Source organism: Carnobacterium jeotgali MS3 (assembly GCF_000745125.1).
Classification (GTDB): Bacteria; Bacillota; Bacilli; order Lactobacillales; family Carnobacteriaceae; genus Carnobacterium_B; species Carnobacterium_B jeotgali.
The window spans coordinates 257,377-281,937 of sequence record NZ_JQNF01000010.1; the positions used below are offsets into that span (position 1 = coordinate 257,377).

Annotated in this window: 28 protein-coding genes; all 28 read right to left on the reverse strand. The window is 36.8% G+C overall.

The window, feature by feature from the left end:
• Nucleotides 1-33 precede the first annotated feature (33 nt).
• The 28 genes from fliJ to BP18_RS08900 all read right to left on the reverse strand — a co-directional run bounded on the left by fliJ (nt 34) and on the right by BP18_RS08900 (nt 24,561).
• Nucleotides 34-468: a flagellar export protein FliJ gene (gene fliJ, locus BP18_RS08765; RefSeq protein WP_035050593.1), complete on the reverse strand. Its 435-nt coding sequence runs from the start codon at nt 466-468 to the stop codon at nt 34-36.
• A 327-nt stretch (nt 469-795) separates the two neighbouring features.
• Nucleotides 796-2,127 carry a flagellar protein export ATPase FliI gene (gene fliI / locus BP18_RS08770; protein WP_035050679.1) on the reverse strand — a complete coding sequence of 444 codons (1,332 nt, stop codon included), beginning with the start codon at nt 2,125-2,127 and terminating at the stop codon, nt 796-798.
• Between the two features lie 2 nt (nt 2,128-2,129).
• A complete protein-coding gene (locus BP18_RS08775; RefSeq protein ID WP_029276055.1) occupies nt 2,130-2,888 on the reverse strand; it encodes a FliH/SctL family protein in 759 nt (252 codons plus the stop codon).
• A complete protein-coding gene (gene fliG / locus BP18_RS08780; protein WP_029276057.1) occupies nt 2,872-3,876 on the reverse strand; it encodes a flagellar motor switch protein FliG in 1,005 nt (334 codons plus the stop codon). Before fliG ends, BP18_RS08775 begins: the two co-directional genes overlap by 17 nt.
• Before the next feature lie 8 nt (nt 3,877-3,884).
• Nucleotides 3,885-5,459: a flagellar basal-body MS-ring/collar protein FliF gene (fliF, locus tag BP18_RS08785; RefSeq protein ID WP_029276059.1), complete on the reverse strand. Its 1,575-nt coding sequence runs from the start codon at nt 5,457-5,459 to the stop codon at nt 3,885-3,887.
• A gap of 27 nt (nt 5,460-5,486) precedes the next feature.
• The gene (gene fliE, locus BP18_RS08790) at nt 5,487-5,807 is read right to left on the reverse strand and encodes a flagellar hook-basal body complex protein FliE (RefSeq protein ID WP_029276061.1); all 321 of its coding nucleotides are present in this window, start codon (nt 5,805-5,807) and stop codon (nt 5,487-5,489) included.
• A gap of 25 nt (nt 5,808-5,832) precedes the next feature.
• Entirely contained in the window at nt 5,833-6,270 is a 438-nt protein-coding gene (gene flgC / locus BP18_RS08795; protein ID WP_007721178.1) for a flagellar basal body rod protein FlgC, read from the reverse strand.
• A 27-nt stretch (nt 6,271-6,297) separates the two neighbouring features.
• Nucleotides 6,298-6,675 (reverse strand): flagellar basal body rod protein FlgB, encoded by a 378-nt coding sequence (gene flgB, locus BP18_RS08800; protein ID WP_029276063.1) that lies wholly within the window; start codon nt 6,673-6,675, stop codon nt 6,298-6,300.
• A 419-nt stretch (nt 6,676-7,094) separates the two neighbouring features.
• A complete protein-coding gene (gene fliS / locus BP18_RS08805) occupies nt 7,095-7,460 on the reverse strand; it encodes a flagellar export chaperone FliS (RefSeq protein ID WP_007721182.1) in 366 nt (121 codons plus the stop codon).
• 46 nt (nt 7,461-7,506) lie between these two features.
• Nucleotides 7,507-7,872, reverse strand: coding sequence for a hypothetical protein (locus tag BP18_RS08810; RefSeq protein WP_051926205.1), 366 nt, complete (start codon nt 7,870-7,872; stop codon nt 7,507-7,509).
• Between the two features lie 33 nt (nt 7,873-7,905).
• Nucleotides 7,906-9,399 carry a flagellar filament capping protein FliD gene (fliD, locus tag BP18_RS08815; protein WP_035050596.1) on the reverse strand — a complete coding sequence of 498 codons (1,494 nt, stop codon included), beginning with the start codon at nt 9,397-9,399 and terminating at the stop codon, nt 7,906-7,908.
• Nucleotides 9,400-9,403: 4 nt separating this feature from the next.
• Entirely contained in the window at nt 9,404-9,775 is a 372-nt protein-coding gene (locus BP18_RS08820; protein WP_029276066.1) for a flagellar protein FlaG, read from the reverse strand.
• A gap of 99 nt (nt 9,776-9,874) precedes the next feature.
• On the reverse strand, nt 9,875-10,738 hold the full coding sequence (locus tag BP18_RS08825; RefSeq protein ID WP_029276068.1) for a flagellin N-terminal helical domain-containing protein: 864 nt from the start codon (nt 10,736-10,738) through the stop codon (nt 9,875-9,877).
• A 143-nt stretch (nt 10,739-10,881) separates the two neighbouring features.
• Nucleotides 10,882-11,760, reverse strand: a complete 879-nt coding sequence (locus BP18_RS08830) for a flagellin N-terminal helical domain-containing protein (RefSeq protein WP_029276070.1) — start codon at nt 11,758-11,760, stop codon at nt 10,882-10,884.
• Between the two features lie 739 nt (nt 11,761-12,499).
• On the reverse strand, nt 12,500-13,423 hold the full coding sequence (gene flgL, locus BP18_RS08835) for a flagellar hook-associated protein FlgL (protein WP_029276072.1): 924 nt from the start codon (nt 13,421-13,423) through the stop codon (nt 12,500-12,502).
• Between the two features lie 3 nt (nt 13,424-13,426).
• The gene (gene flgK, locus BP18_RS08840; protein WP_029276073.1) at nt 13,427-14,860 is read right to left on the reverse strand and encodes a flagellar hook-associated protein FlgK; all 1,434 of its coding nucleotides are present in this window, start codon (nt 14,858-14,860) and stop codon (nt 13,427-13,429) included.
• A gap of 12 nt (nt 14,861-14,872) precedes the next feature.
• A complete protein-coding gene (locus tag BP18_RS08845) occupies nt 14,873-15,241 on the reverse strand; it encodes a hypothetical protein (RefSeq protein ID WP_007721199.1) in 369 nt (122 codons plus the stop codon).
• Complete coding sequence (gene flgM / locus BP18_RS08850) at nt 15,241-15,543, reverse strand: flagellar biosynthesis anti-sigma factor FlgM (RefSeq protein ID WP_007721201.1); 303 nt, start codon at nt 15,541-15,543, stop codon at nt 15,241-15,243. Before flgM ends, BP18_RS08845 begins: the two co-directional genes overlap by 1 nt.
• Nucleotides 15,544-16,229: 686 nt before the next feature.
• Nucleotides 16,230-17,312, reverse strand: coding sequence for a flagellar motor switch phosphatase FliY (gene fliY / locus BP18_RS08855; protein ID WP_007721202.1), 1,083 nt, complete (start codon nt 17,310-17,312; stop codon nt 16,230-16,232).
• Complete coding sequence (gene fliM / locus BP18_RS08860) at nt 17,309-18,310, reverse strand: flagellar motor switch protein FliM (protein WP_029276074.1); 1,002 nt, start codon at nt 18,308-18,310, stop codon at nt 17,309-17,311. Before fliM ends, fliY begins: the two co-directional genes overlap by 4 nt.
• 16 nt (nt 18,311-18,326) lie before the next feature.
• A complete protein-coding gene (locus BP18_RS08865; protein WP_007721206.1) occupies nt 18,327-18,728 on the reverse strand; it encodes a chemotaxis protein CheW in 402 nt (133 codons plus the stop codon).
• A 13-nt stretch (nt 18,729-18,741) separates the two neighbouring features.
• A complete protein-coding gene (locus BP18_RS08870) occupies nt 18,742-19,104 on the reverse strand; it encodes a response regulator (RefSeq protein WP_007721208.1) in 363 nt (120 codons plus the stop codon).
• A gap of 14 nt (nt 19,105-19,118) precedes the next feature.
• Nucleotides 19,119-19,715: a chemotaxis protein CheC gene (locus BP18_RS08875; RefSeq protein WP_231549458.1), complete on the reverse strand. Its 597-nt coding sequence runs from the start codon at nt 19,713-19,715 to the stop codon at nt 19,119-19,121.
• Nucleotides 19,705-21,741, reverse strand: a complete 2,037-nt coding sequence (locus BP18_RS08880) for a chemotaxis protein CheA (RefSeq protein ID WP_029276076.1) — start codon at nt 21,739-21,741, stop codon at nt 19,705-19,707. Before BP18_RS08880 ends, BP18_RS08875 begins: the two co-directional genes overlap by 11 nt.
• A 38-nt stretch (nt 21,742-21,779) precedes the next feature.
• Complete coding sequence (locus tag BP18_RS08885) at nt 21,780-22,550, reverse strand: CheR family methyltransferase (protein ID WP_051669183.1); 771 nt, start codon at nt 22,548-22,550, stop codon at nt 21,780-21,782.
• Nucleotides 22,550-23,572 (reverse strand): protein-glutamate methylesterase/protein-glutamine glutaminase, encoded by a 1,023-nt coding sequence (locus BP18_RS08890; protein WP_051669184.1) that lies wholly within the window; start codon nt 23,570-23,572, stop codon nt 22,550-22,552. The genes BP18_RS08885 and BP18_RS08890 overlap by 1 nt, the downstream gene beginning before the upstream one ends.
• Nucleotides 23,573-23,596: 24 nt before the next feature.
• Nucleotides 23,597-24,079 carry a chemotaxis protein CheD gene (locus tag BP18_RS08895; protein WP_029276082.1) on the reverse strand — a complete coding sequence of 161 codons (483 nt, stop codon included), beginning with the start codon at nt 24,077-24,079 and terminating at the stop codon, nt 23,597-23,599.
• Between the two features lie 32 nt (nt 24,080-24,111).
• Complete coding sequence (locus tag BP18_RS08900) at nt 24,112-24,561, reverse strand: chemotaxis protein CheW (protein ID WP_007721215.1); 450 nt, start codon at nt 24,559-24,561, stop codon at nt 24,112-24,114.

A 24,561-nucleotide genomic window follows, 5' to 3' on the forward strand; every position in this document is an offset into this window, starting at 1 on the left:
GAAAATAAATCCATTTAGTGATGCATATGTAGGTTAATAAAATGATTTCCCAAAACTCAGGGTTGCCATTTCATCTAATTGCTTTTGTTCTTCTTGTTTTTCTTGGTCCATCGTAAAGGTGTACTCTTTTTCTTTTAACTTCTCCATGACTTTTCGGTCTTTATGGGCTTCCATTAATTCGATACGAGCCACTTCTACTTCTTTTTCAGCTTTACTAACGGCATTTTTTTGATGAATGATTTTTTCATCAATCATATCTTTATATAAATTCTGTTGTCGCAAGACATCGATGCGATTGGTTGATAAACTGTCATTTTTTATTTTGATATTTTCATTGATCAACCGTCGTAAGATTGTTTCTTGCTGTTGTTTACTTTGTTGAACTTGGACTAATTTTTTTTTCTTCTCTTCTTCGGTATCTGATCTCCAGTCGAGAACTTTTTCCATTGAAAACTGATATTTCGCCATTTTTTTCGCTCCTTACGTTAACCAACTGAGAAAGTTATTCTGATTACTTTAATAATGTACGCCGACTATTACTCTAGAACTCTTTTCCTTTAAGAAAAAAAACTAAAGTAAGCGTCCACGATACAGTGGAGTGAGAAAACTACTTCACTGTATCGTGGAAGAGTTCTGCATGATATAGTAAAGCAAAAATTGTTCCTCACTATATCATCGAAGCCGGTTGCACGTTAAAGTGAAACCAGAAACGCTGCTCACTGTAACGTGCACCACTATCTTCCATCTTCTATCTGCCGCTTTAAACTCTCCATAACCTAGCTAATCAAACCCTTTTTAATTGCCGAATTGCTGTACTTCAAAGAGTGTTTTTAATTGTCCAACTACTTCATCGAATGCATAGCGCTCGTCTACCCGTTGTTTCAAGAAGTCTTTGATTGGTGTGTTTAACTGAACCGCACGGTCGACTAATGGGTTACTGCCTTTACGGTACGCTCCTACATCAATCAAATCTTTTGAATCCGAGTAAATAGCCATATTCTCTTTTAATTTTCCAGCTGTTTCAGAATGCTTTTCGGCTGCGATGTCCTTCATCAAACGACTGATGCTATTTTGAATATCGATTGCCGGGTAGTGATTCTCTGAAGCAATTTTTCGCGACAACACGATATGACCATCTAATATCCCACGTACGGAATCGGCAATGGGTTCGTTCATGTCATCCCCTTCAACCAATACGGTATAAAAAGCTGTGATTGACCCATTTTCAGACATTCCGCTACGTTCTAATAACTTAGGCAATGTTGTAAAAACTGATGGCGTGTACCCTTTAGTTGTTGGCGGCTCGCCAGTTGCTAATCCAATTTCACGTTGGGCCATAGCCACACGCGTGACCGAGTCCATCATCAAGACAACTTTCTTGCCTTGATCTCTAAAATACTCTGCAATAGTCGTTGCGACCGCTGCTCCTTTTAAACGGACCAGCGGAGGCATATCTGACGTTGCACAAACAACGACTGACTTTCGGTAGCCTTCTTTGCCTAAATCTTTTTCGATAAATTCTAGCACTTCTCTACCACGTTCTCCAATCAATCCAATCACAATAATGTCTGCTTCAATGTAGCGCGCCATCATTCCTAGCAAGGTACTTTTCCCGACCCCACTACCTGCAAAAATTCCAACCCGTTGACCTTCGCCGACAGTCAATGTTCCATCAATGGCTTTTATCCCCGTTGGCATAACATCTTTGATTTTTTTTCGTTTAAAAGGATTTGGCGAGCTTCTATTCACATCATAAAACACGCCATCTACTACTAATGAGGTATCCATCGGTCGGCCTAAGCCATCCAATGTATTGCCGAGCAGCTTTTCACTAATTTCGACTTTAAGCGTCTTACCAGTCGGTTTAACTAAACAACCTGGTCCAATGCCTTCTAATTCATCTAAAGGCATCAGTAAGACCGTTTCATCTACGAACCCAACGACTTCACTCAATGCCACTCTGCCAGATGATTTGATCAAAATCTCGCATACTTCGCCTACAAATGCATCCAAGCCTTCTACTTTAATGATCAGACCCGTCACTTGACTAACTTTCCCCATCTTTAAGTAGTAACTTTTTCGATTCAATTGGTTGTGATATGTTTCAAAAGGAATATCAAACATTATCGTCACTCCACATTCTTCATCTCATCTATCATCGCATCTAATTGTTTTCGCACTTGCAAATCAACGATTGCATGGGCATTTTCAACCACACAGCCATTTTTAGCCAATGTATTATCTGACAGAACTGCAAACCGAATATCTTGATTCTCTTTTTCAAACTCTTTTACTTTTTCTTTAACCAATTCTTTTTGTTCCGGTCTGACCATCAACGTGATGAATTGATCTTCTCGCTTCAAACGATGCAACACTGGCTTAATTAAATCCATTACTTGATTCGAAGAGACATCAATTGTTTTATGAACAATGGTTTCAGCCATGTGTCCTGCCAACTCGATGAATTCAGTTCTTTTAGCTTGGTAATAGCTTTCTACCACTTCTTGAGCTTCAATCAGCATGTTGTGGATTGTTTCTCTCAAACGTTGGCTCTCTTCTTCAGCTTGCTTTATACCGGCTGCATAGCCTGCAATGTAACCCGTTTCATAGCCGTTTCTTTGACCTTCTTCAAAGCCTTGCTTTTCAGCCATTTCTCTCATTTGGTTGGCTTCATTTTGGGCTTCAGAAAGAATAGCCAGTTTCTTTTGGCTCGCTTCCAGCAACAAAGCTCTAGCTTGCTCAACTTCAATCGGTTCTTCTAGTAGTTGCTCGCTTAAGATTTCTTCCATGTCAGGTCGTTTGGCAGCTGTCATATCCGTTTCGATAAATGAGCGGCTGTCTCTTGTAAACGACTGTCCTTGCTTGATAATTTTATGAGATGATGGCATCAGATTCGCCTCTTCTCAAATAGATCTCCCCTTTTTCATCTAAACGACGAATCACGGTTACAATGCGTTGTTGAGCTTCTTCAACGGCTGATAAGCGAGTAGGTCCCATGAATTGTAGATCTTCTTTAAGTGTCTCAACTGCACGAGTAGAAAGGTTGCTGTAAATAAAGCTCTTGATTTCGTCCGATACCCCTTTAAGAGCCAATGCCAAGTCATCATTCTTGACGTCTCTAAGAACTTTTTGCACATCGCCTTTTTCAAGTGTAATGATGTCTTCAAATGTGAACAGACTAGCTTTGATTTCTTCAGCCAATTCTGGTTGTTTTTCTTCCAATACACTAATGATGTTTTTCTCAGTGCTTCGTCCAACAGAATTTAAGATTTCAACCAATGTACGAACGCCACCGACTGTTTCCAAATCATTTTCAATGTAATTTGAAAATTTATTCTCAATTACTTTTTCAATTTTTTCAATAATAGCAGGAGAAGTACTCGTGATGGTTCCGATTCTCTCAGCGATTTCTGATTGCAACTCTAGTGGAAATTCTGCCAAAATAATCGCTGCTTTTTCTGGCTGCATGTAGCATAAAATCAACGCAACTGTTTGCGGTTGTTCATTTAATAATAAGTTCGTCAGCTGCTGTGGATCAGCTTTTCGAGCAATATTGAATGGACGTTCACGCAGTTGAATTTGATTCAGCATATCAATGACTTCTTTGGCACGCTGCGGACCAATGGCCATATTCAATAAATTCTTAGCGTAATCGATTCCTCCATCAATTACGTATTCTCTTGCTTGAGACATTTCGATAAATTCATTAATAACCGAATCCCGTTCTTCTGGGTTCACATAATCAATATTAGCTATTTCATAACTCACTTTTTGAATGTAGCTGTCAGGAAGATTTTTCATGATCTTGGCTGACGTTTCTGAGCCTAATGAGATCAGCAATATAGCCGCTTTTTTTAATCCGTCTACTTCTTTCATACCTTCACCTACTCATCCTTCATCCAAATTTTGATCAAGTCAGCTGCGCCTTCTGGACTTTCTTTTGCATACTCTCTTACAGTCGTTTCTTTTTCAGACATGTTTTTATTTAGTTCTCTTTTAAGGTCTGCTTTTTCTTTTTCTTTTCGTTCTTCATCGGTTGGTCTAACAGGTCCCACTGGTTCTACGATTGGTTCCGGTTCTTCCTCATCGAAGAAATCCAACTCATCATCTTTTCGGTTGCGCAGCAACATACGGAGCAATACAATCATCACAATTAAAAGAACGAGTCCACCTACAAGATATGGCCAATAACGTAAAAGCGTATCTCGAATACTGCTCTTTAATTGCTCGGGAGCTGTTGGTTCGACTACTTCAGTAGAGGTTGCAAAATCGATCCCTTGTATCGAAATCACGTCTTCTCGTTCAGCAACTGTCCCAACCGTTGCAGCCACGATAGCCTCTAGAGAATCCTTATCCGCTGGGCTTAAATTGCCGTCAAAAATAACCGAAGTGCTCAAGCGTTCTACTTCTCCGGGTGCCTTAATAGTATTTGTTGTTTCTGAATTCAATTCATAATTAGTCGTTCGGTCATACGTAGAATTCCCGCCTTCTTCACCACTCGTTACTTGATTAATGGCGTTGTCGAATCCTTCTCCTTCTTCGACCCCAATCGTTTTTCCACCTGCAGAAACCGTTTCACTCCGAACAGAAGAATCACCATAATTAATGATTTCACTTTCACTTGAGTCGAAATTCATGTCGGCATTTACGGCAACGGTCAGCTTATCGATTCCATAAATCGGACCTAGCGTTTGAAGCAGCTTTAGTTCTAATTGTTGTTCGTAACTGTTGGTAATGGCTTGGTACTTGCTGACCAAATCGGTCGCATTTAAATTGACTTCATCTTCCAACGCTACACTCAATAAATTACCAGCGGTATCTACAATCTTGATATTTTCTTTTGGCAAATTATCGACTGCTCCAGAAATCAAAGATGCAATTCCTTGCACAGCAGCAACGGGGATTTGAGAACCGCTTAAAGGGGTTAATACAACAGAAGCTGAGGCCTTTGATTGATTCTCTTCACTTGTAAAGACACTGTCTTCCGGCAGTGACAACATTACTTTTGCCTCTTCAATGGAATCAAGTGCCGAAATCGAGCGTTCCAATTCGCCAGTAACCGCTCTTTGGTACATAATTTTACGGTCTTCATCGGTCGCCATCATACTGGTTTCATCAAAAATCTCAAAACCAGTCGTACTTTTTGGTAAGAGATCATTTACGGCTAATTCAATTCTATATGTATCAACTTGGGCTTGATCAATTAAAATCGTTGTGCCATTGTCTTCTAGCTTATAATCGATGCCTTTAGTTTTTATGTCATTTACGATTGTACCTGCATCTGCTTCTTCCAGGTTAGAAAAAAGTGTGGCATACTCTACTTTTTTCGTATAGTAAGTCACAGCCGTTGCAATACTGATGACAAAAAACAGAACCAAAATGAGTCCGATGCGTTTACTTTTGCCAAGATTCGTCCAACCGTCTTTGATTCCAGTCCAGATTTTCTTAATTCCATCCATAATTAACGTAACTCCCCCAAAAACTCATTAAAATTGCATATTTTTTATTTCGTTGTAAGCTTCTAGACCTTTATTTCTTAATTGCAAGGCTAATTCTAATGATAATTGAGCCTCAGAGGTTTGAATCATGACGTTATGTAAATTATCTGTGTTCCCCGTAATCAAGCCTTGTACACCTTGATCAGCTGCAACTTGTTGGTCATTTAGTGAACCCATCGCATTTTCCAACATATTTGAAAATGACGCTGAACCAGTCGCTGCTTCAGCTGATTGTTCCTTTAATCCACCGGTCACTCCCGTTTGCGTTGGTCCACTGACTAAGCTATTAAAAAGTGCATCTACATTCATTTAAATTCTCCTCTAAACTGTTTTATTAACCAATTGTAATCTGTAACGCTTTAGACAGCATTTCTTTGCTGGCATTCATAGCTGTTACGTTAGCGTCATATGTTCGCAGTGTTGTCATCATATCAATCATTTCATCTGCCATATTAACGTTCGACTGTTGAACATAACCCTCTTCATTGGCATCAGGATGAGTTGGATCATACTCCATAACAATGTCATCTGTATTCTCTCTAATTTCAGTTGGTTTTACGCCAAAACTTTTTTCAGTACCTTGACCGTTCAAAGAAGTTTCAACTTGCTTTAAACTTTCTTCAAAGACCACTTCTTTTTTTAAGTACGGACCTTCTCCATCTTCTGTTCGCGTTGTGTTCACATTCGCAATATTGGTCGATATCGTATCTAGCTTCAAGCGTTCTAAGCTTAATCCGCTTGCATTTATTTGCATTGAATCAAAAATGGACATTAGTACACCTTCTTCTTTTTCTATTCACTACTTCGTAATTACACTACGCAACATGGCATATTTAGCGTTTAATTGAGTCACCAACCCATTATAATAAATGCTGTTGCTAGCTTCTTCAGCCATTTCGATATCAATATCCACATTATTCCCATTCTCTTTGACTGAAGTATTGGTTCTTTTTGACACAACTGGTGTTACTTCATTTAAATTTTCAAACCCTATATGTAAATCACTTGTTTTATTCATTGTTGTACCTTTTGAAACATTATCTAAGATACTTTCAAATTCTACTTTATTGACTTTGTAGCCATCTGTATTTACATTCGCAATATTGCTTGAAATCATTTCTTGTCTCATTGAAGTTGCATCTAATGCATTTTTCATCAAATTGTAAGTAGGATCCATTTCATTCACTCCCAATCTTAATTTTCCAATTTGTTTTATTATGAACATTTTTGTATTTATCACTCACAAATAAAATACATTCGTTATTAATTATTATACATTTATTAGTCGACTTTTTGGTAAACTATACAGTTCTATCAACCTAAGAAAGTATATCCTATTTGTTTTTATTCAGCAATACACTTTTCTCATTCCACTTTGTTCAAAAATACACAAGTTATCTTTTTCTAAAAAAAATAATTTTTTTACTTGATTTTTCTTTTTACTTTGATGTTCAAATAAAACCTTGATTTTATTAAATTTTAATACAAAATAGCCTTACTTTTTTGAAAGTAAGGCGGAGTGGGACTATTAAATTAATATTGTTATTTATTTTTTTGAAAATGTGTCTAAAAATCAACACTTGTCGTTTTTTATTTTCACTCTATTTCAATCCAAGCATCCCGTAGTTCTTCTACTAACTTACGGTTACGCTTTACATCTTCAGTGTCTTTGGAAACATTTGCTTTAATCAATTCACTACCAATGTATTCATACATGCGGTAAAGATTTTCCGCAACTTCTCCGCCTCTTTCAAAGTCTAATGTATTCATTAATTCAGCAATAATATCTTGCGCTTTGATCAACACTTGATTCGTTTTTTCGATATTTTTTTCTGCAATGTGTATCTCAGCTAATTTCAAGTTTTTGATGCAACCTTCATACAAAAGAACAATTAATTTTTTAGGCGATGCATTTAAAATCTGATTTTGTTTGTAAATTTCTGATCCGTTTTTTTGGTACAATGTTTTTTACCTCCTGATTCCATTACTTGTCTTTTTATTTCCCCTGTTAAATGCCTTTATCTACAAATACAGGAGCCCGTTTAACCGACACATAGTTATCTCTGACTTGATTTTTTTTATTGATTTGTTTCATTTTATTCATTAAGCTTGTTTTTTCTCTGCGAATCGTCGCAATCATTTGTTGTTGTTTCGGAATGATTACAGTAAGAAGTTGTTTTTCAACTGAAGTGTACTGAAAAGCCCCATCTTCACTTAACTGTTGTTCAATTTTTTTTAGCTGATCCATATTTTGTTCATTCTCAGATATCAGTGTCACGGCTTCTTCTGCACTGCCATTCCATGAATCCAGTAAAGATTTAATGTTTTGCAATACATCCGTTCGAAGTTTAGCCCATTGAGTATCAGTTGTCATAGTGAGCACTCCTTTCTTAAATTCTTATAAAATCTATTTAGTTGTACTAAATTGACTTTGCAAGTAAGCTAGTTGCGATTCTGCTTCCATCATCGCCGTATCCAACCGAGTAAACATCGCAACATAATTTTCACGTTTCTTCACTAAACGCTCATTGAACTTTGTGATACTGCTAGAAAGATCTTTTAATGATTTATCATAGGTTTCAGATTTTGTCGCAATAATCCCAGTCTTTTCTGAAATATACGTGTCTATTAATGAACGCATTTTTTGAGCCATACCGACTTCGGTTTCAGTGGTTATAGTCGTTGGATCACCATTTTCATCTACTCCTGTTGTTTCAGTTGAAGTAGTTTGGAACAACATTTTTTTTACCGCTGTTGGATCATCTGCTAATGCCGTTTTCAATTTCTCTGTATCAAGTGAGGCCTTACCATATCGATCTACTGAAATACCCACTGCTTCTAAGTTATTGTATGCAGCATTTCCAGTATTTGCGGCTCCAGTCATTAAAGAACGCAAACTTGATTGTAACCGCATCAAAGAACTGTCCCCAACTAATGCCCCAGTAGTATTACCTTCAGCAGAAGGATCGCCAACATCTAATTGATCACCAATAAAATCTAAAGTTGAATTGTATTGATCTACAAAAGATTGAAATGCTGTAACCGTACTGTCAGTATCTTCTTTAATCCCAATTGTGACGGGTTTTAAGGCTTCCGTCACGCCTTTCAACTCAATAGTTAGACCTTCTACAGCATCTGTAATGCTGTTGGTATCACGTATCATTTTAATACCATCTATTGTGAGTTCAGCCGATTGCCCTTCGACTTTTGAAAATTTACCGGATCCAAAACCTAATGCTTCCGCCATACTACCTTTTACAGGATCAGTTCCATTTTCAACAGTTAAATCACCGTCAAATGTCATATTGCGTGCACCCATTTTGCTATCTGTCATGATGATACGATTATCAACGATTTTTGCTTCTATACCCGAATTTTTTGAGACTTCATTGATTTTTCCTACGATATCTTTTAAACTATCTTCTTTTGAGATTTTAATATTAAAGCCACCAGTAGTTGGTTTACCATCTACTTCGGGACCAGCATTTTCTTGATTTATAATTGTAAACGTACCGCTCAATCCAAGACTGTCTTTAATACTTGTACCTATAGCTGAATTGATTATGCCTGATGTCGCTTGGGTTGAAGTTGCTAATTTAGTTACTTCAATGCTATAGTTGCTTGCTGCCGAATCCGTATTTGCTGTAATAGCCACCTTAGATTCATCACTTGATGTCGTTGTTTTTGATTGAAATGTTTTATCTTCTCCAAGAGTCCCTAATTTCTCAAATAAACTATCTAATCGTGTATTTATATCTTTCCAAGCATTTTTTTCTGCTGTAATGCTTGTTTGTTTATTTGTATATTGAACAAGCTTACCAGATTCTGCTTGAATCATTGAGTCAATCGTTGCTGAATCTATTCCTGAATAAGACCCTAAAAAACTAATGCTGCCTGCCATACTTTCACTCCTTTCGATCTACTATTATTCCTGCCATGTTCCAAATACCCGCAATAACGTCAAGCATTTTTTCTGGTGGAATTTCTTTTACTACTTCTTCTGTTTGTTTGTCGACCAATCTAACAACTGTTCTGCCTGTACCTTCATGGATTTTAAAATCAAACTGAATGTTTAACCCCAATAAAAATTGATTGGCTTTTTCTATCGATTTCTCTAATTCTTCATGAGAAATTCCAGTAATTCCATCAATGTTTTTAGTCTCTGATTTACTTTTATTTTCTATTGAACTATATTTTTGAACAGTAGACTGCCTAATTGTACTTGATTCAATCGGACGAATCTGAAGAGATTTAGTGACAGCTTGTATAATATCCATACCTGACAACTCCGTTTCTCGACATCGTATAGCTTACTATAAATAAAAAGCCGGCACAATGCCGGCTTTTTATTGTGCTTCAAAGTTTTTATGCAATTATTATTGCAATAATTGTAATACACCTTGAGGCATTTGATTAGCTTGTGCCAACATTGCTGTTGAAGCTTGAGAAAGAATATTTGATTTAGTAAAGCTCATCATTTCTTCAGCCATGTCTACATCAGTAATGCGAGAATTCGCTTCTGATAAGTTTTCTTTTGTTGTAGCTAAGTTAGAAACTGTGTGGTCTAAACGGTTTTGAGTAGCTCCTAAGTTTGCACGTTCTGTTGAAACTGATTTGATTGCATCATCTAACTTACCAATAACCGCATCAAAAGCAGCTGGTGTAGTTACAGTACTTACATCTAATTTATCAGTTATTGCTCCAGCCGCATCAACTGTTCCAATTTTTAGTGAAGCTGATGTCATATCTGCAACTTTCAATGTAATATCTTGTTCTTTATTAGCTCCAATTTGGAATGTAAAACTACTTCCTTCAGTTGCAACCGCTTCTTTCAACAACTTTTTACCGTTAAATTCTGTTTGGTTAGCGATACGATCTACTTCTAATGTTAGAGAATCCATTTCTTTTTGAATAGCGCCTCTGTCTTCAGTAGTATTGGTATCATTTTTTGCTTGAACAGCTAAGTCACGCATACGGTTTAAAATGCTGTGTGTTTCTGTTAATCCACCTTCAGCTGTTTGAATTAATGAAATACCATCCTGTGCATTACGTGAAGCTTGTGTCATACCACTAATTTGATTTTTCATTTTTTCTGAGATTGCTAAACCTGCTGCGTCATCCCCAGCTTTGTTGATACGTAGACCTGATGATAATTTAGCTAATGAGCTACTTTTTGAAGCATTAGCTGATGTTAATTGAGAGTAAGTATTCATTGCTGCTGTATTTGTATTGATTCTCATAATTGTATTTCCTCCTAATGTTAATTTTTTTTGTTTCTTCTTTGTCTATATCGGTTCATTTGTAAGTTTCTTAATAGTGAATAAAAAAAGTTGAAATAAAATTAATTATTTCAACTTTCAAGTCAACCAGCTAAATCAAACTATTATTGTAATAATTGTAGAACGCCTTGAGGCATTTGATTAGCTTGTGCCAACATTGCTGTTGAAGCTTGAGAAAGAATATTTGATTTAGTAAAGCTCATCATTTCTTCAGCCATGTCTACATCAGTAATGCGAGAATTAGCTTCTGATAAGTTTTCTTTTGTTGTAGCTAAGTTAGAAACTGTGTGGTCTAAACGGTTTTGAGTAGCTCCTAAGTTTGCACGTTCTGTTGATACTTTGCTAATAGCAGTATCAATTGTACCAATAACCGTATCAAATTCTCCTGCTGTAATACCCACCTTTGAAACGTCTAAAGGCACTGCAGTAGCTCCAACTGCAGCTGAGTCAATTCCTAAACTTTTTGCGGTCATATTTTTTATATCTAATGTAATATCTTGTCCTTTATTTGCTCCAATCTGAAAAGTAAATTTAGTGTCAGCTGCTGTCGCTGCGCCAGTAGTGTCTTTTGCTGTTAACAATGATTTACCATTAAATTCTGTTTGATTAGCAATACGATCTATTTCTGATGTTAATGAATTCATTTCTTTTTGGATAGCGCCTCTGTCATCATCTGTATTTGTATCATTTTTAGCTTGAACAGCTAAGTCACGCATACGGTTTAATATACTATGAGTTTCTGTTAATCCACCTTCAGCTGTTTGAATTAATGAAATACCATCCTGTGCATTACGTGAAGCTTGTGTCATACCACTAATTTGATTTTTCATTTTTTCTGAGATTGCTAAACCTGCTGCGTCATCCCCAGCTTTGTTGATACGTAGACCTGATGATAATTTAGCTAATGAGCTACTTTTTGAAGCATTAGCTGATGTTAATTGAGAGTAAGTATTCATTGCTGCTGTATTTGTATTGATTCTCATAATTGTATTTCCTCCTAAAGTCATTTTGTGAAGGAGTTGCCTTCTATCTCTTATATCGGCATGTTTCATTATCTGTTAAGCTTATTTTTCACTTTCGTAAGTTTCTTTCAAAAACAATTCTAACGCTACTATAATAGAATCTATTTACATATCGTAGGAAAATTCGCTATTATTTATTTATTTTCTGAACTATCTTCATGATTCTTTTAAAATAAAACAACACCAGTGCTATTATTAAGCACATACAAATGTTAAATGAAAGGTTTTGTGAAATATAATGGCAATTCATACATCTTATGTAGCTGTACTAGCAATTCCTATTTCTTTTTCTGATTCAGCTATATTAATTCCAATTTAAACGACGATGATTGCAGCAATTTATAAGGATTATGACCGAGAAATTTCACAAGAATTTTTACTTAGAGCTGCAGAAGCTACAAAAAGTTTCTACAATCGAAAAAGTGTTGCAAATAATCTATTTAAAATGATTCTTGGCGTTGGAACTGTATAAATGCTAGTGTTGAAGTAACATTTGCTGAAGCAATAGGATTCGGAATAGCTAATACTTTCGAAAAAAGATTGTGATGATAAATTCCTGGATATATTAGAAGGTTTAAAGGTTATTGGGTTAAACTTTAAAACGAAAAGCATAATATACAACTAATGGTTCTATAATCTTTCCTTGATTAATTTTGATATATAACTTAATTAGTTTAAACTCTTCAAAAAAAAGACTATCTTATAGATAGTCTAGTATGCTTGTGTCTAATATTTTGGTTCCCATGGATAAGGCTGCTTGATAAGCTGATTTTTCCATCGTAAATTGCATGTATTTCTCAGCTAAATCAATATCTTGATTTTCAGATAACATTGTTTTAAGGTTTAATTTTTCGCTGTCATTGCGTTCTAATGTTGCAGTTAGACGATTAAAGATAGAACCTGTTTTTGAACGATTAGAAACCACATTTTCAATTTCTTGATCTGCTCTACCTAATAATCCAGACAACTTTTCTGTATCGTCTTCATCTAGAGCTTTTAGCACATCAGAAAAGAAAGTTCCTAAATTATCTGATCCATCCGCATTTTGTGCATTCATAAAATTACGGCCATCTGTACTTAATTCCACCGAAACACCTGGTGCAATTTCACGTGACAAGTTCCCATTACCTTTAACTGTTCCAGTATAAGTAATCCCAGTAATTTCTCCAGCATCATCTTTGTCAATTGCAAAAGGTTTATCAGTGGTATTCATTCCTGCGAAAACATAGCGTCCACCAAAGTTGGTATTCAATGCATCAACGGTTCCTTGAATTTCTGATTCAATCTCTGCTTTATTCGCTTGGCGATCTTCATGGCTTAATGTGCCATTGGCTGAGTATTGAATCAGTGTTTTAATGCGTTGCATCGATTCTGTCGCACTGCTTAAAGCAGAATCTTGTACATTGGTCCATTGGATGGCATCATTAATGGTTGTTTTGTATTGATCGTTTTGAATGATTGAATTGTTTAAATCCAAAATTTTGGAAACTTTTAAGGGATCGTCGGAAGGTTTGCTGACTTCCTTTAATGTTGATAATTGATTTTGGTATTTCATTACATTTGATGTGTTAGCTGAAAGGTTACGTAAAAAACTTTTCGACATTAACGAATCGGTTACTCTCATTTATTATACCCCCGTCCGATTGATTAGCGTATCTAGCATCTCTGAAACAACTGAAATGATGCGAGAATTCGCTTCAAAAGCACTTTGATAAGTAATCGTATTGGTTACTTCTTCATTGATTGAAACTCCTGAAACAGAATCTCTACGCGCTTCAAGCAAACTTACTAAGCTTCCTTGACTGTCTACCATATTATCGGATTGTTGTTTCACGATTCCCATTTGCGTAACACTATCGTTATAAGCACCAGCTACTGTTGATCCGCCTACTTGATTTTTAATTGTCATCGTATCTGGGTCGTATTCGATTCCTGATGGATCAACAGGGTAACCTAACTTTGTATTTTGCAATGAAGCAATCGCTTGAGCGCGTGTTCCATCTCCGCCTACAACTGTTTCAATATTTTTTCCGGCATTAATTTTAGAAACATCATTTAAGATTTCTTTATTCACTTGGATAGAAGCAGCATAATTTCCATCTACAGTTTCACTAAGGTCAAAGAAGTCTGTACCTTTTCCACCGTCACTATGTACTTTATTTACTGCTGTTGCAAAAGTATAAGCTAATTCATTTAGATCTTGTTTTTTAACGTCAATTTCTACTAAGGCTTCTTGTGAACCTTTGATAGTACCTGACTTGATTTCAATGGTTGTATCATTTACTTTCAATTGTCCTGCCGTTGTAGCTGCAGTATCAACTGTTAGATTGTTAATCTTATCTTCTGTTAAAACCGGTTGTCCGCCAACACTGACGCTGACACGGTTAAATTTATCGTAAGTTGCTTCAACTCCAGCAATACTCGACAACTCGCTTAGAATTTTATCTTGTTGGTCTAATAAATCATTCGGTGCTTGTCCTTGAGAGGTCATATTAAAAATTTGTTTATTCAATGAATCCAATTGTGTGACTTTTGAGTTGAAATCTAACACATTTTTCTCTATATCTTGAACGGTACCTTTATGAAGATTGTCGATTTGATTTGACATATGGTGTAACGTATCCGTAAACGTTTCTGAGTTTTGAGCCACCATTGTTTTAGCAGTCGCAAGTTCTGGGTTAGAGCCTAGGTAAGTCCAAGAAGCAAAAACTTTGCTCAAGTTATTGTTTAGTCCCGTTGTAGAAGGCTCATTAAAGATTCCTTCTAATTGGCCTAGAACATCCGATTTTTGATTATACATTTCTAAAGAAGAGTTTTCATTTCTTAATTGGTTATTCACGTATGGATCCACGATACGGTCAATCGAAGCAATTCTGACTCCTGTACCAAGTTGGCCGATTCCTCCAAGAGTATAAGGATTGTCTGCTACCATAGTGACTTTTTGTCTAGAGTAACCTTCAGTATTCGCATTCGAGATATTGTGACTGGTTGTTTGTAACGCTGATTGTTGCACCAGTAATCCTTTGGTTGCGTTGTTTAATGTTCCGAATAAACCTGACATTCTTTCACCTCATTATAGGGATTGGTCAATAATATTGGCTTGCTGTGTGGCACTAAAATCTCCCTGTTTGGAGTAAGTAGAACCACCTTTGTTAACCCCTTTAGTAATAGCTTCCATCACCATTTCTTGGTAATTGATTGCTTGCTGCGTCAGAGTTAAGTTCGTTTGTTGCAAGTTTTTAATGTCTTCTACCACTTGGCTAAGGTCTGATTTTTCTAGTCCTTCAGTTGATAAGGTAGGTAGAACAGCTAAAAAGGCTTGCTTTTTTTCTACAATAGCTTTTACTTTAGCACTATCATTTTTGATCAATGCTTGTTGTTCTTCCATTAGCACGTTCTTAAATTGCATTAACGTATCAAGTGCTGTCGCTTGTTTGGCCATTATTCAGTGAACTCCCTTTGATTGTTCATTGCTTGCATCATGCCATTCGCAATTTTTTCGGGCGATACGGTATAAGTCCCGTTCAATACAGCTTTTTTAATAGCTTCGACATTCGGTGTCATAGCTGAAGATTCAGCTGATTTAGCTTTAGCAAGTTGTTTAGCAGCATCAGATATGTCAACCGTTACAGATTCTTCATTAACCGTTTCAGTCGTCTTAGCCAATCCTTTGCTGTGTGTATTTTCTTGGTTTTGGCGAACATTATTGACGTATTGGTTGTATCCATTATTTCCTATTTTCATTGGTGGTGCTCCTTTCTTATGCTTGGTTTCAATTTTTATCATCAGTAGGTTTGAGTAATTGATTTGAGTTATCTATGAGTTATAGGCAATTTCTGCCTTACACGTTTACTATCGGCAGTTTTTTTAGATACTTAAGCCTTTAAACCAAAAAAGCCATCTTTGATTTATTTATGTATATTTGTTATGAACTAGACTCTTCTATATTAGCGGTTGCTTTCCCACTATTCAAGAAAAATTAAAGAAACCAGAATAGTTTATTCTGACTTCTTTCCCTTTTGGACACCTGATGAATTAGTTAATGGGTTAATAGGAGCAGACCCTATTTTTGACGGAATAGGGTTGCTTGTAGCCATGTAAAAAGATTCAATGAGAATTAAAGCGCGTTAACGCTTCAGCGATTACGCGCTGTTTGAAGCTTGAAAGCCAGAAGTCTAAAAGGTAGTCTTCCGGCGGTCTCATGGCTCTCCACAAGCAAACCTGTTATTCCAAAAGAAATGTCATTTTATTGCAGACAACTAAAAAAGCCAGAACGATTTGTTCTGACTTTTTTTCCTTTTTGACCTAGAATGTGTTCTCAAAAGCAGACCCGATATCACTTCCCAAATAATGCTCAATTGTCTGTGACCATACTGCGCTTATTTGCTCCAGTGATTCGGGTCTAAACGCTTTTTACCACACTCCACGCGTTAGTTTAAATGTTTGATGCGTTGTTCTTTGCTTAAGATGTTGGTGATACGAATTCCGAAGCTTTCGTTGATCACGACAACTTCTCCTTCAGCGATCAATTTACCATTTACATAAATTTCTAAAGGTTCATCGGTCATTTTGTTCAACTCAACTACTGAACCTGTTCCAAGTGATAAAATGTCTTTGATTGTTTTTTTACTTTCGCCTAGCATAACGCTAAATTGCAACGGTACATCCATAATCAGATCCAAATTGCGCGGTGTTTTCAAACTGCCTGCATGAGTCAGTTCTTGGAACTCAGGCTTTTGAATGCCAATCTTCCCAGCTGTCTCTTGCGTTGGTTGATTAGCTGCCGGTGCAATTGGAGCGGTCATTTCTTCAGCTTGAGGCAGTTGACGATCTTGAATCACTTCACCTTCATCTGCCAATACGATTTTCGAAATATTTCTTACTGTATCAAGAGTGAAAACTTGCATGATTTCACTTTCAATAAAGTCACCTACAGTCATTTGAAAAGCAATTTTACAAACCATCGTGTCGCCGCTAATGCGATCATACGTTACATTATTTTGGTCTTTCCATACTTCAACGTCAGGTGGCAAAATATCGACAATTCGTTCTAGCATCGTAGCCATTGCTGTTGCGGCTGAACCCATCATTTGATTCATGGCTTCTCCTACTGCACTCAATTCAAGTTCAGTAAATTCTTTATTTTCAGGATTGCCATCGCCATCCATCATTAAGTCGGCAATAATGATGGCGTCTCTTTCATTCATCATCAATAAATTACTGCCTTCTAATCCTTTTTTAAACTCAATAGTTGTCACTACTTTTGGTGTAACACTTGCGTCGATGATTTCTTGAAATTTCAAAGTTGATACAACTGGAGTCGTAATCGTTACTCGATGATTTAAGATATCAGACAAAGTAGTAGCGGCTTGAGACATTGAGATATTTCCGATTTCTCCAATAATATCTACTTGTGTTTGATCAAGGGTGTCAGTTGGTGTTGGCTCAGGGGTACTTGCACTGCCGTTTAGCATTGCATCAATTTCTTCTTGTGTTAATTTTTCACTACTCATTCGTCTGTCTCTCCTCCAATATACTGTAATACTTCAACTGCCATGTTTTTTCCTTTTAGTCCCGGTTTAACAAAATAGCGCGGAAGCTCTTCCACCGATAGGACTAACGGATCAGATGTTTTACCATCTAAAGGAATAATGTCTCCCAATTCTAATTGTAGAAAGTTTTCCAACGTCATGACTGTTTCGCCTAAAAGTACTTCCATATTTACTGGGGCAGAATGCAGACTTTTTTCTAATTTCCCACTATCTGTATGATCGGTTTCCTTTTCAGAATGGAACCAATTGCGTAAACTTAACTTTTCTAATATGCCTTCAAAGAAGATGTACGGTACGCAAACATTAATAAACGTTTTGACCCCATGTAACTCAACCGTGAGTGTTACCAGAACTACAGGTTCGTTGGGTGACATGGTTTGTAGGATCTGAGGATTTGTTTCAGTTGAATCTATTTTCACTTTAAGGTCTACCACATCACGCCACGCCAATTCGAATGACTGACTAAAGTTCGTCAATATCTCTTCTAGAATGGCCATTTCAATATCAGTAAAACTATTTTTACTCATAACTTCATCGTTTTTACGAATTTCCGAGCTTCCGCATAATAGATCAACCAGCTGTAAGCAAAGTTGCGGGTTTAGTTCTATAATTTGCGTTCCTTCTAAAGGAGCAGAACGAAACAATCCCATTAACGTAAAACGAGGAACAGAATGGACAAACTCATCAAAACTCACTTGTTCAATTGAGGCAAGCTTTACATCTACATTTGTCCGAATTTGAGTGGACAATAGATTCCCAATTATTTTAGCAAATTCTTCAAAAATCATATTCAGGGTCGTTATGTATTCTTTTGATAACCTGGCTGGTCGTCTAAAGTCATAGCTTTTAACTTTATTTTTTTCTTGCTCCTGTTCATCTATACCTGCAGCATCGATTTCGCCACTTTCTACTGCTTGCAATAACGAGTCGATTTCTTGTTGCGATAGAACTTGCTTCACTATTTATCCCTCATTTTTATAAAAATAGTTTCTCCATGTTGATGACACTCACTATTTGGTCTTTAACTTGGAATACACTAGACACTAAATCATCCATTTTATTGTCCAACTGTTGAATGGTGTCTGGTTCTATATCCAAGACCCAAGCCACTTCATCTACCATGAATGCTATTTTTTCCTCATTATTTTTCACAATAATAATATTATTGTACCATAATTCTTTTGTTTCATCCGTTGGAGAAAGCAATTTATAAAAATTTATCAAAGATATCACATTTCCACGCAAGTTAACGAGCCCTTGAACCCAAGCAGGAGATTGAGGGACTGGGGTCCAAGGCATTTTATTTGTTATCTCTTCAACATTTTCAGAAGAAAAGGCATAGTAATTTTTATTTAACGTAAAAATAATCATCTGCATATTTTTGTCACCTTTACAGACTTGCTTTGTCTAAAGCTTTAATTACACGATCACTATCGAATGGTTTTACGATAAAATCGACTGCTCCAGAACGAATTGCATCCATAACCATTCCTTGTTGTCCCATAGCACTACACATAACTACGCGTGCTGCTGGATCAAAAGCTTTAATTTCTTTTAATGCTTCTACCCCGTCCATTTCTGGCATCGTAATATCCATCGTTACTAAGTTAGGTTTTTCAGCTTTGTACTTCTCAACAGCTTCTAGCCCATTTTGTGCTTCTGCTACTACTGTGTACCCGTTTTTTTCTAAGATGTCTTTCAGTTTCATCCTCATAAAAGCGGCGTCGTCTACGATCATTACATTTTTTGTCATTTGTTTTTCTCCTCTCAAACTGTTAGTGCTGTTAACATCTTTTCTATTATCCCTGGTTTTGGGATGAAATACAATGAAGATTCTAATCGATCTCCTAAATAATAGAACTCATTTTTTATAATCATGATGCTGTCATCGTACTGGCTTTGTTCCATATACGCACTGCTCATAATTGCCCCAAACATATCTTCAATCATAATAGGCACCGAAGTGATTAAGTTTCGGTCTATTAGTTTCATGACCGCATTTAAAAATGAATTGACTAATATGTTTACTAATTCTTGCAAAGCAGAATCAGCCATAGCTTCTGAATAAGGGGTGTTTTTAGGCAACATCATGGCTACTAAATCTTTTGAAAACTGTTGATCTACCGTAAACAAAAACACACCCTCTGCATCACCCATCATTCTAACAATGATAGCTTTTATGACTGTTTCTTCAGGCATAATTTGCTCAAAAACAGCTGCATAATCCATCATTTCAATAACCGGAACAGTCATATGGACTGGTTTATCAATCAATTGAGACAAGCTTGTTGCCGCATGTCCACCGCCGATATTAATAACTTCTTTTAAGACGTCTAATTCGGTTGCTGAATAATTAGATTTCACTATACTCACCAATGCTTTCATTGCAAATGGCTGACGCATCTAAAATCAAGACAATGCTACCATCTCCTAGAATAGTTGCTCCTAAGTAATTTTTCAACATATTTAATTCTTGTCCTAGTTTTTTAATCACGATTTCTTGTTGTCGAACCAAGTCATCTACTGCCAAAGCATTGTAGTTGTCTCCTTGTTTGACCAAGACCAAATGCAGATTGGATTCTTCTGTTACTGCCACATCTAACGCTTTGTGCAATCGAACCACTGGAACAGCTAGTCCTTCATATTTGTACACTTCACGGTTGTGTACGCGAATGATGTCTTCTTCTTTCACCTTAACGATTGTTTTAATAATCCCTAAAGGAATCGCAAAAGTAGCTTGACCAACTTTTACAAGCAACGATTGAATGATGGACAAGGTTAACGGCAAGTTAATTTTAAAGACTGTTCCTTTGCCGACAATACTTTCCAATTCAACGGTTCCACCTAGTTCCGTGATTTTTTGCTTAACGGCATCCATTCCCACACCGCGACCAGAAATACTCGTGACTTCTTGTGCTGTTGAGAATCCTGGGTGGAAGATCAATTGCTGAATTTCTTTGTCGCTCATTCCTTCAGTTGAAATGCCTTTTCGTTCAGCACTTGCTTTAATTACGACTGGGTTTACTCCTTTACCATCATCAGTCAACGTCAATACAACTCGGTTACCTTCTTGATAAGCGGTTATTTTAATTAGACCTTTTGGATTTTTGCCTAATCTCAAACGTTCTTCCGGCATTTCGACTCCATGATCTGCTGAATTTCGCAGCAAATGGACTAAGGGTTCGCTTAATTCAGAAACCACGGTACGGTCTAACTCAGTATCTTCGCCTTCAATTACTAAGTTAAACTCTTTTCCTAAATCATTCCCTAAGTCACGGATCATGCGAGGGAAACGAGTCATCACGGTGCTGACCGGTTGCATTCTGATTTTCAGTACCAATTCTTGCAATTCTGAACTGATCCTTGCCACATGTTCAAGCGGCTCTTTCATTTCAGATACCAATAACTGGTCGCTTAAATCTTCTAATCGTGTGCGGTAGATAACCAATTCAGATACCAAATTCATAAAGGAATCTAATTTCCCAATATCGACTCGAATGGATTGATTCATCGCATGATTTTGCGCTTTCGCTTTGCCAGGTGCTTTAGCTGTTGCTTGAGTTGCTTCAACTTGTTTTGCTTGAGGTTCCGTTTGACTTTTTTCTGCTTGTTGCACGAGTAAGTCATCTGGTTGTTGAATCGTTTGGATCAAAACTTCCGTAATTTCACTATTATCCAATGCTAAGTTTAAGACAGTTTCCTCGTCTAATTTGCTCACATAGATGAGTTTAAAAATAGTGCCGAAATCATCATTTTCAAGCGCTTCTGTACCTGGTTCAGAATACAAAACATCTCCGTGCTGTTCCAACTTACTCATAACAAGGTACACGCGCGCGTTTTTCATTGAACTGTCTTCGTCAATACGAATAGCCAAAACGTAAGCATTGTAGCCATCTTCTTTAGCTGCTTCAATAATCATTAAGTCGGAATCTTCCACTTTTTCTAAAGATAAATTAAGCAATGAACCGGTCTCTTGTTCAACTGTTACAGCTTCTACTAGCGCACTTTTGCCAGATGATACATGATCCAACCGTTGAACAAGGTTAGTAATATCACGTTCTGCATCATTTTCTTCTCTCAAATCTTCCACTAAGTCGGATAATGTATCTAAGCAGTCAAAGATTAAGGCGATAGATGTTGCATCAGCTGGAATGATTTTTTGTTTTAACAAATCAAATACGTTTTCCATTTTATGGGTTAATTTAGCCATTGTATCGTAGCCCATTGTCGCAGCCATTCCTTTGATGGTATGAGCTGATCGAAACATCACGTCTACAATACTAGAATCTTCTGGATTGTTCTCTAATTCAAGCACTTGTTCATTCAAACTTTGCAAATGTTCATCTGTTTCTTCAAAAAATAAATCGAGGTATTTGCTATTTTCGTCCATAGTATCCCTCCCTTTCATCCGTTCTCGTAATTTAGTTGTTACAGTTTTTCATAAATGAACGATGCACGTTTTACTAAGCCATATTTCTCTGGGCTATAAATTGTTTCTGTTGCTCCTGTGAAAAACAAACCACCTGGAACAAGAGCATTACTGAATTTTTGGTACAACTCTTCTTTCACTTCGTTTTTGAAATAAATGGTCACATTTCGGCAGACAATGACATTATAGTCTTTTCCAAAGCGGTCTCCAATCAAATCATGTTTTTTAAAAGCGACTTTGTTTTTAATTTGGTTTGACAAATAATAGGTATTTTCATCATGTGTGAAGTACTTTTCACGGTTTTCTTCATCAACATTTTTGATTTCTATATTAGAAAATGTCCCCAGTTTTGCACGTGCTAATATCGTTTCATCAATATCGGTAGCTGTTATTTTTTCTGATTGCGCGATCTTATGTTTGTCCATGATCATTGCCAGTGAATAGGCTTCTGCTCCGGTAGAACAAGCCGCACTCCAAACTTTTAACGAGCCAAACCGCGGTTCAAGATACGAAACCATCAACTCTTCAAATTCATCAAATACTTCTCTGTTTCGGAAAAAGTCCGTGACATTGATAGTGATGTAATTCAAAAAGTTCTTTTTGACGATTGGGTCTGCTTGTATTTTGATGGCATACTCTTCTAGTGTTGCAGCACCCGTATTTTTCATGATTGTTCCAATTCGTCTTTGAAGCTGTTTTTCTTTGTATCCTTCTAGATTGATATTTAAATGTTCTTTTGTCCAAGCGTAAAAAAATTCGAAATTCAACATTAGCTTCGCATCCTTATCATCCAATTGATCAATTCTGATATTTCATTCAAACTTGCAATTTTATCAATAACACCTTTTTGCACTGCATGACCTGGCATACCGTATACAATAGACGTCTCACGGTTTTGCGCCACTGTATATCCGCCTGTTTCTTTGATTTTAGCTAATCCACGAGCGCCATCTTGCCCCATGCCCGTTAAAATAAAACTAGCCAATTCGCTGCCATAAGATTCAGCAGCCGTTTCAAACATATAATCTACTGCTGGTCTCACACCATGGATTTTATCTGCTTCATTTAATTTAATGCAGTTATTTTCAATTAGCATGTGGTACCCGCCTGGCGCAACATACACAACCCCACCTCTTATTGCCATACCGTCTTCAGCTTCAACGACTGTTGCAGTTGATTCTTTATCCAATCGCTTCGAAAATGATGTCGTAAATCCTTTAGGCATGTGTTGAACGATAAAAATGGGAAAGTTTAAGTTCTCCGGCAACGAGCGTATGATTGAAAATAATGCCTTAGGTCCACCTGTAGAAGCGCCAATTGCGATGGCTTTTATTTTTTTAGGCAGTTTATTTTCCAATTCATTTTTCTGTAATGCTGATTTTTCGGTTGGCAGCTCTGTTCTCTTCTGTTCAAACAAAGGCATGATTTTATCTGCTACTTCATTTTTAAATAAATCCGATTGATTTCTGATATCGTGTGGTTTTTCAATAAAGTCCATTGCTCCTAAATCCAGTGCAGCAATCGTATTGTCTTCTCCACTAAATGAACTCATCATAATAACCGGTACATCATGTTCTTTTTTTATAATCTCAAGGGTTTCTAATCCATTTAATCCCGGCATTTCAATGTCTAAAGTGATGACATCTGGTTGAAGTAACGGAATTACCTTTAGTGCATCTCGACCATTTCTAGCCGTACCAATAACTTCTAATCCATCAATACTTGCTATTGTTTCAGTAATAATCTTTCTCATAAAAGGAGAATCATCTACAACCAATACTTTTATGTTCACTATTTGATACTCTCCTATCCCTTTTTACAGCACAATTATTTCTCTATTCACCATTCGAACAGTTACCGTAAAGGTGGCCAAATCAATGATCATCGTTCGGCCCATATTCCCTCCAGTATGAGCGGCTAGTAAAGGAATGCCTAGTTGTTGCAATACTTTTTCAACGGCAAGGATATTTCGATCTCCGATACTTCCATGCGGAAGATCTTTAGAAAATTGAAACATACTTGCTCCGCCTGCAATTTTTGCGATTAACGGATTGTTGTTTGTTAATTTATTTATTTCAGAGACCATATGAGGAACAGCTAAATCAGCGAATTTTTCAACTTTATTGGTATCTTTAAACGCACTGCTGTCAGGCAGCATGATATGGCTTAATCCGCCAATTTTTGTTTTAGGATCATATAAAGCAATCCCCACACACGAACCCAATCCTACTGTTATCAAGGAATCAGGCTGCTGTGCTACTTTATAATCTGAGATTCCAACTCTTAATTCATCTGACATACCGTTTCACCATTCCTCTAATCTACCCATTTTTATCGATTAATCAATGACACTAATTCTCGTTCGCCATCTTCCGAAAAAATACTGTCTACATCTAATTGTAAAATGATGCCTTCTTCTGTTCGGATAAAAGCCATGACATAACTAGCTGCTTCTTGATTGGCGTTTTCTGACACTTCGCGGTCTTTACTTTCAAATGAACGAATATTGGTTACTTTATCGACAGCTAATCCAATTTTTTTCTCTTGCCATTTTATAGCAATCACTTTAGTATCAGAAGTCACTTCCGTTTTACGTTGAAAGAATCGTTCGCTTAAATCAATGATTGGTAGAATTCCATCATCGTACTCTATCGCCCCTAACACATAATCAGATGTATCTGGAATTCTAGTTAGTCCTTCAACATGTATGATTTTTTCGGTTACTTCGATTGGAATGGCAAAGCTTTGACCTCCGCTACTAAAAATAACAAACTTTTCCAT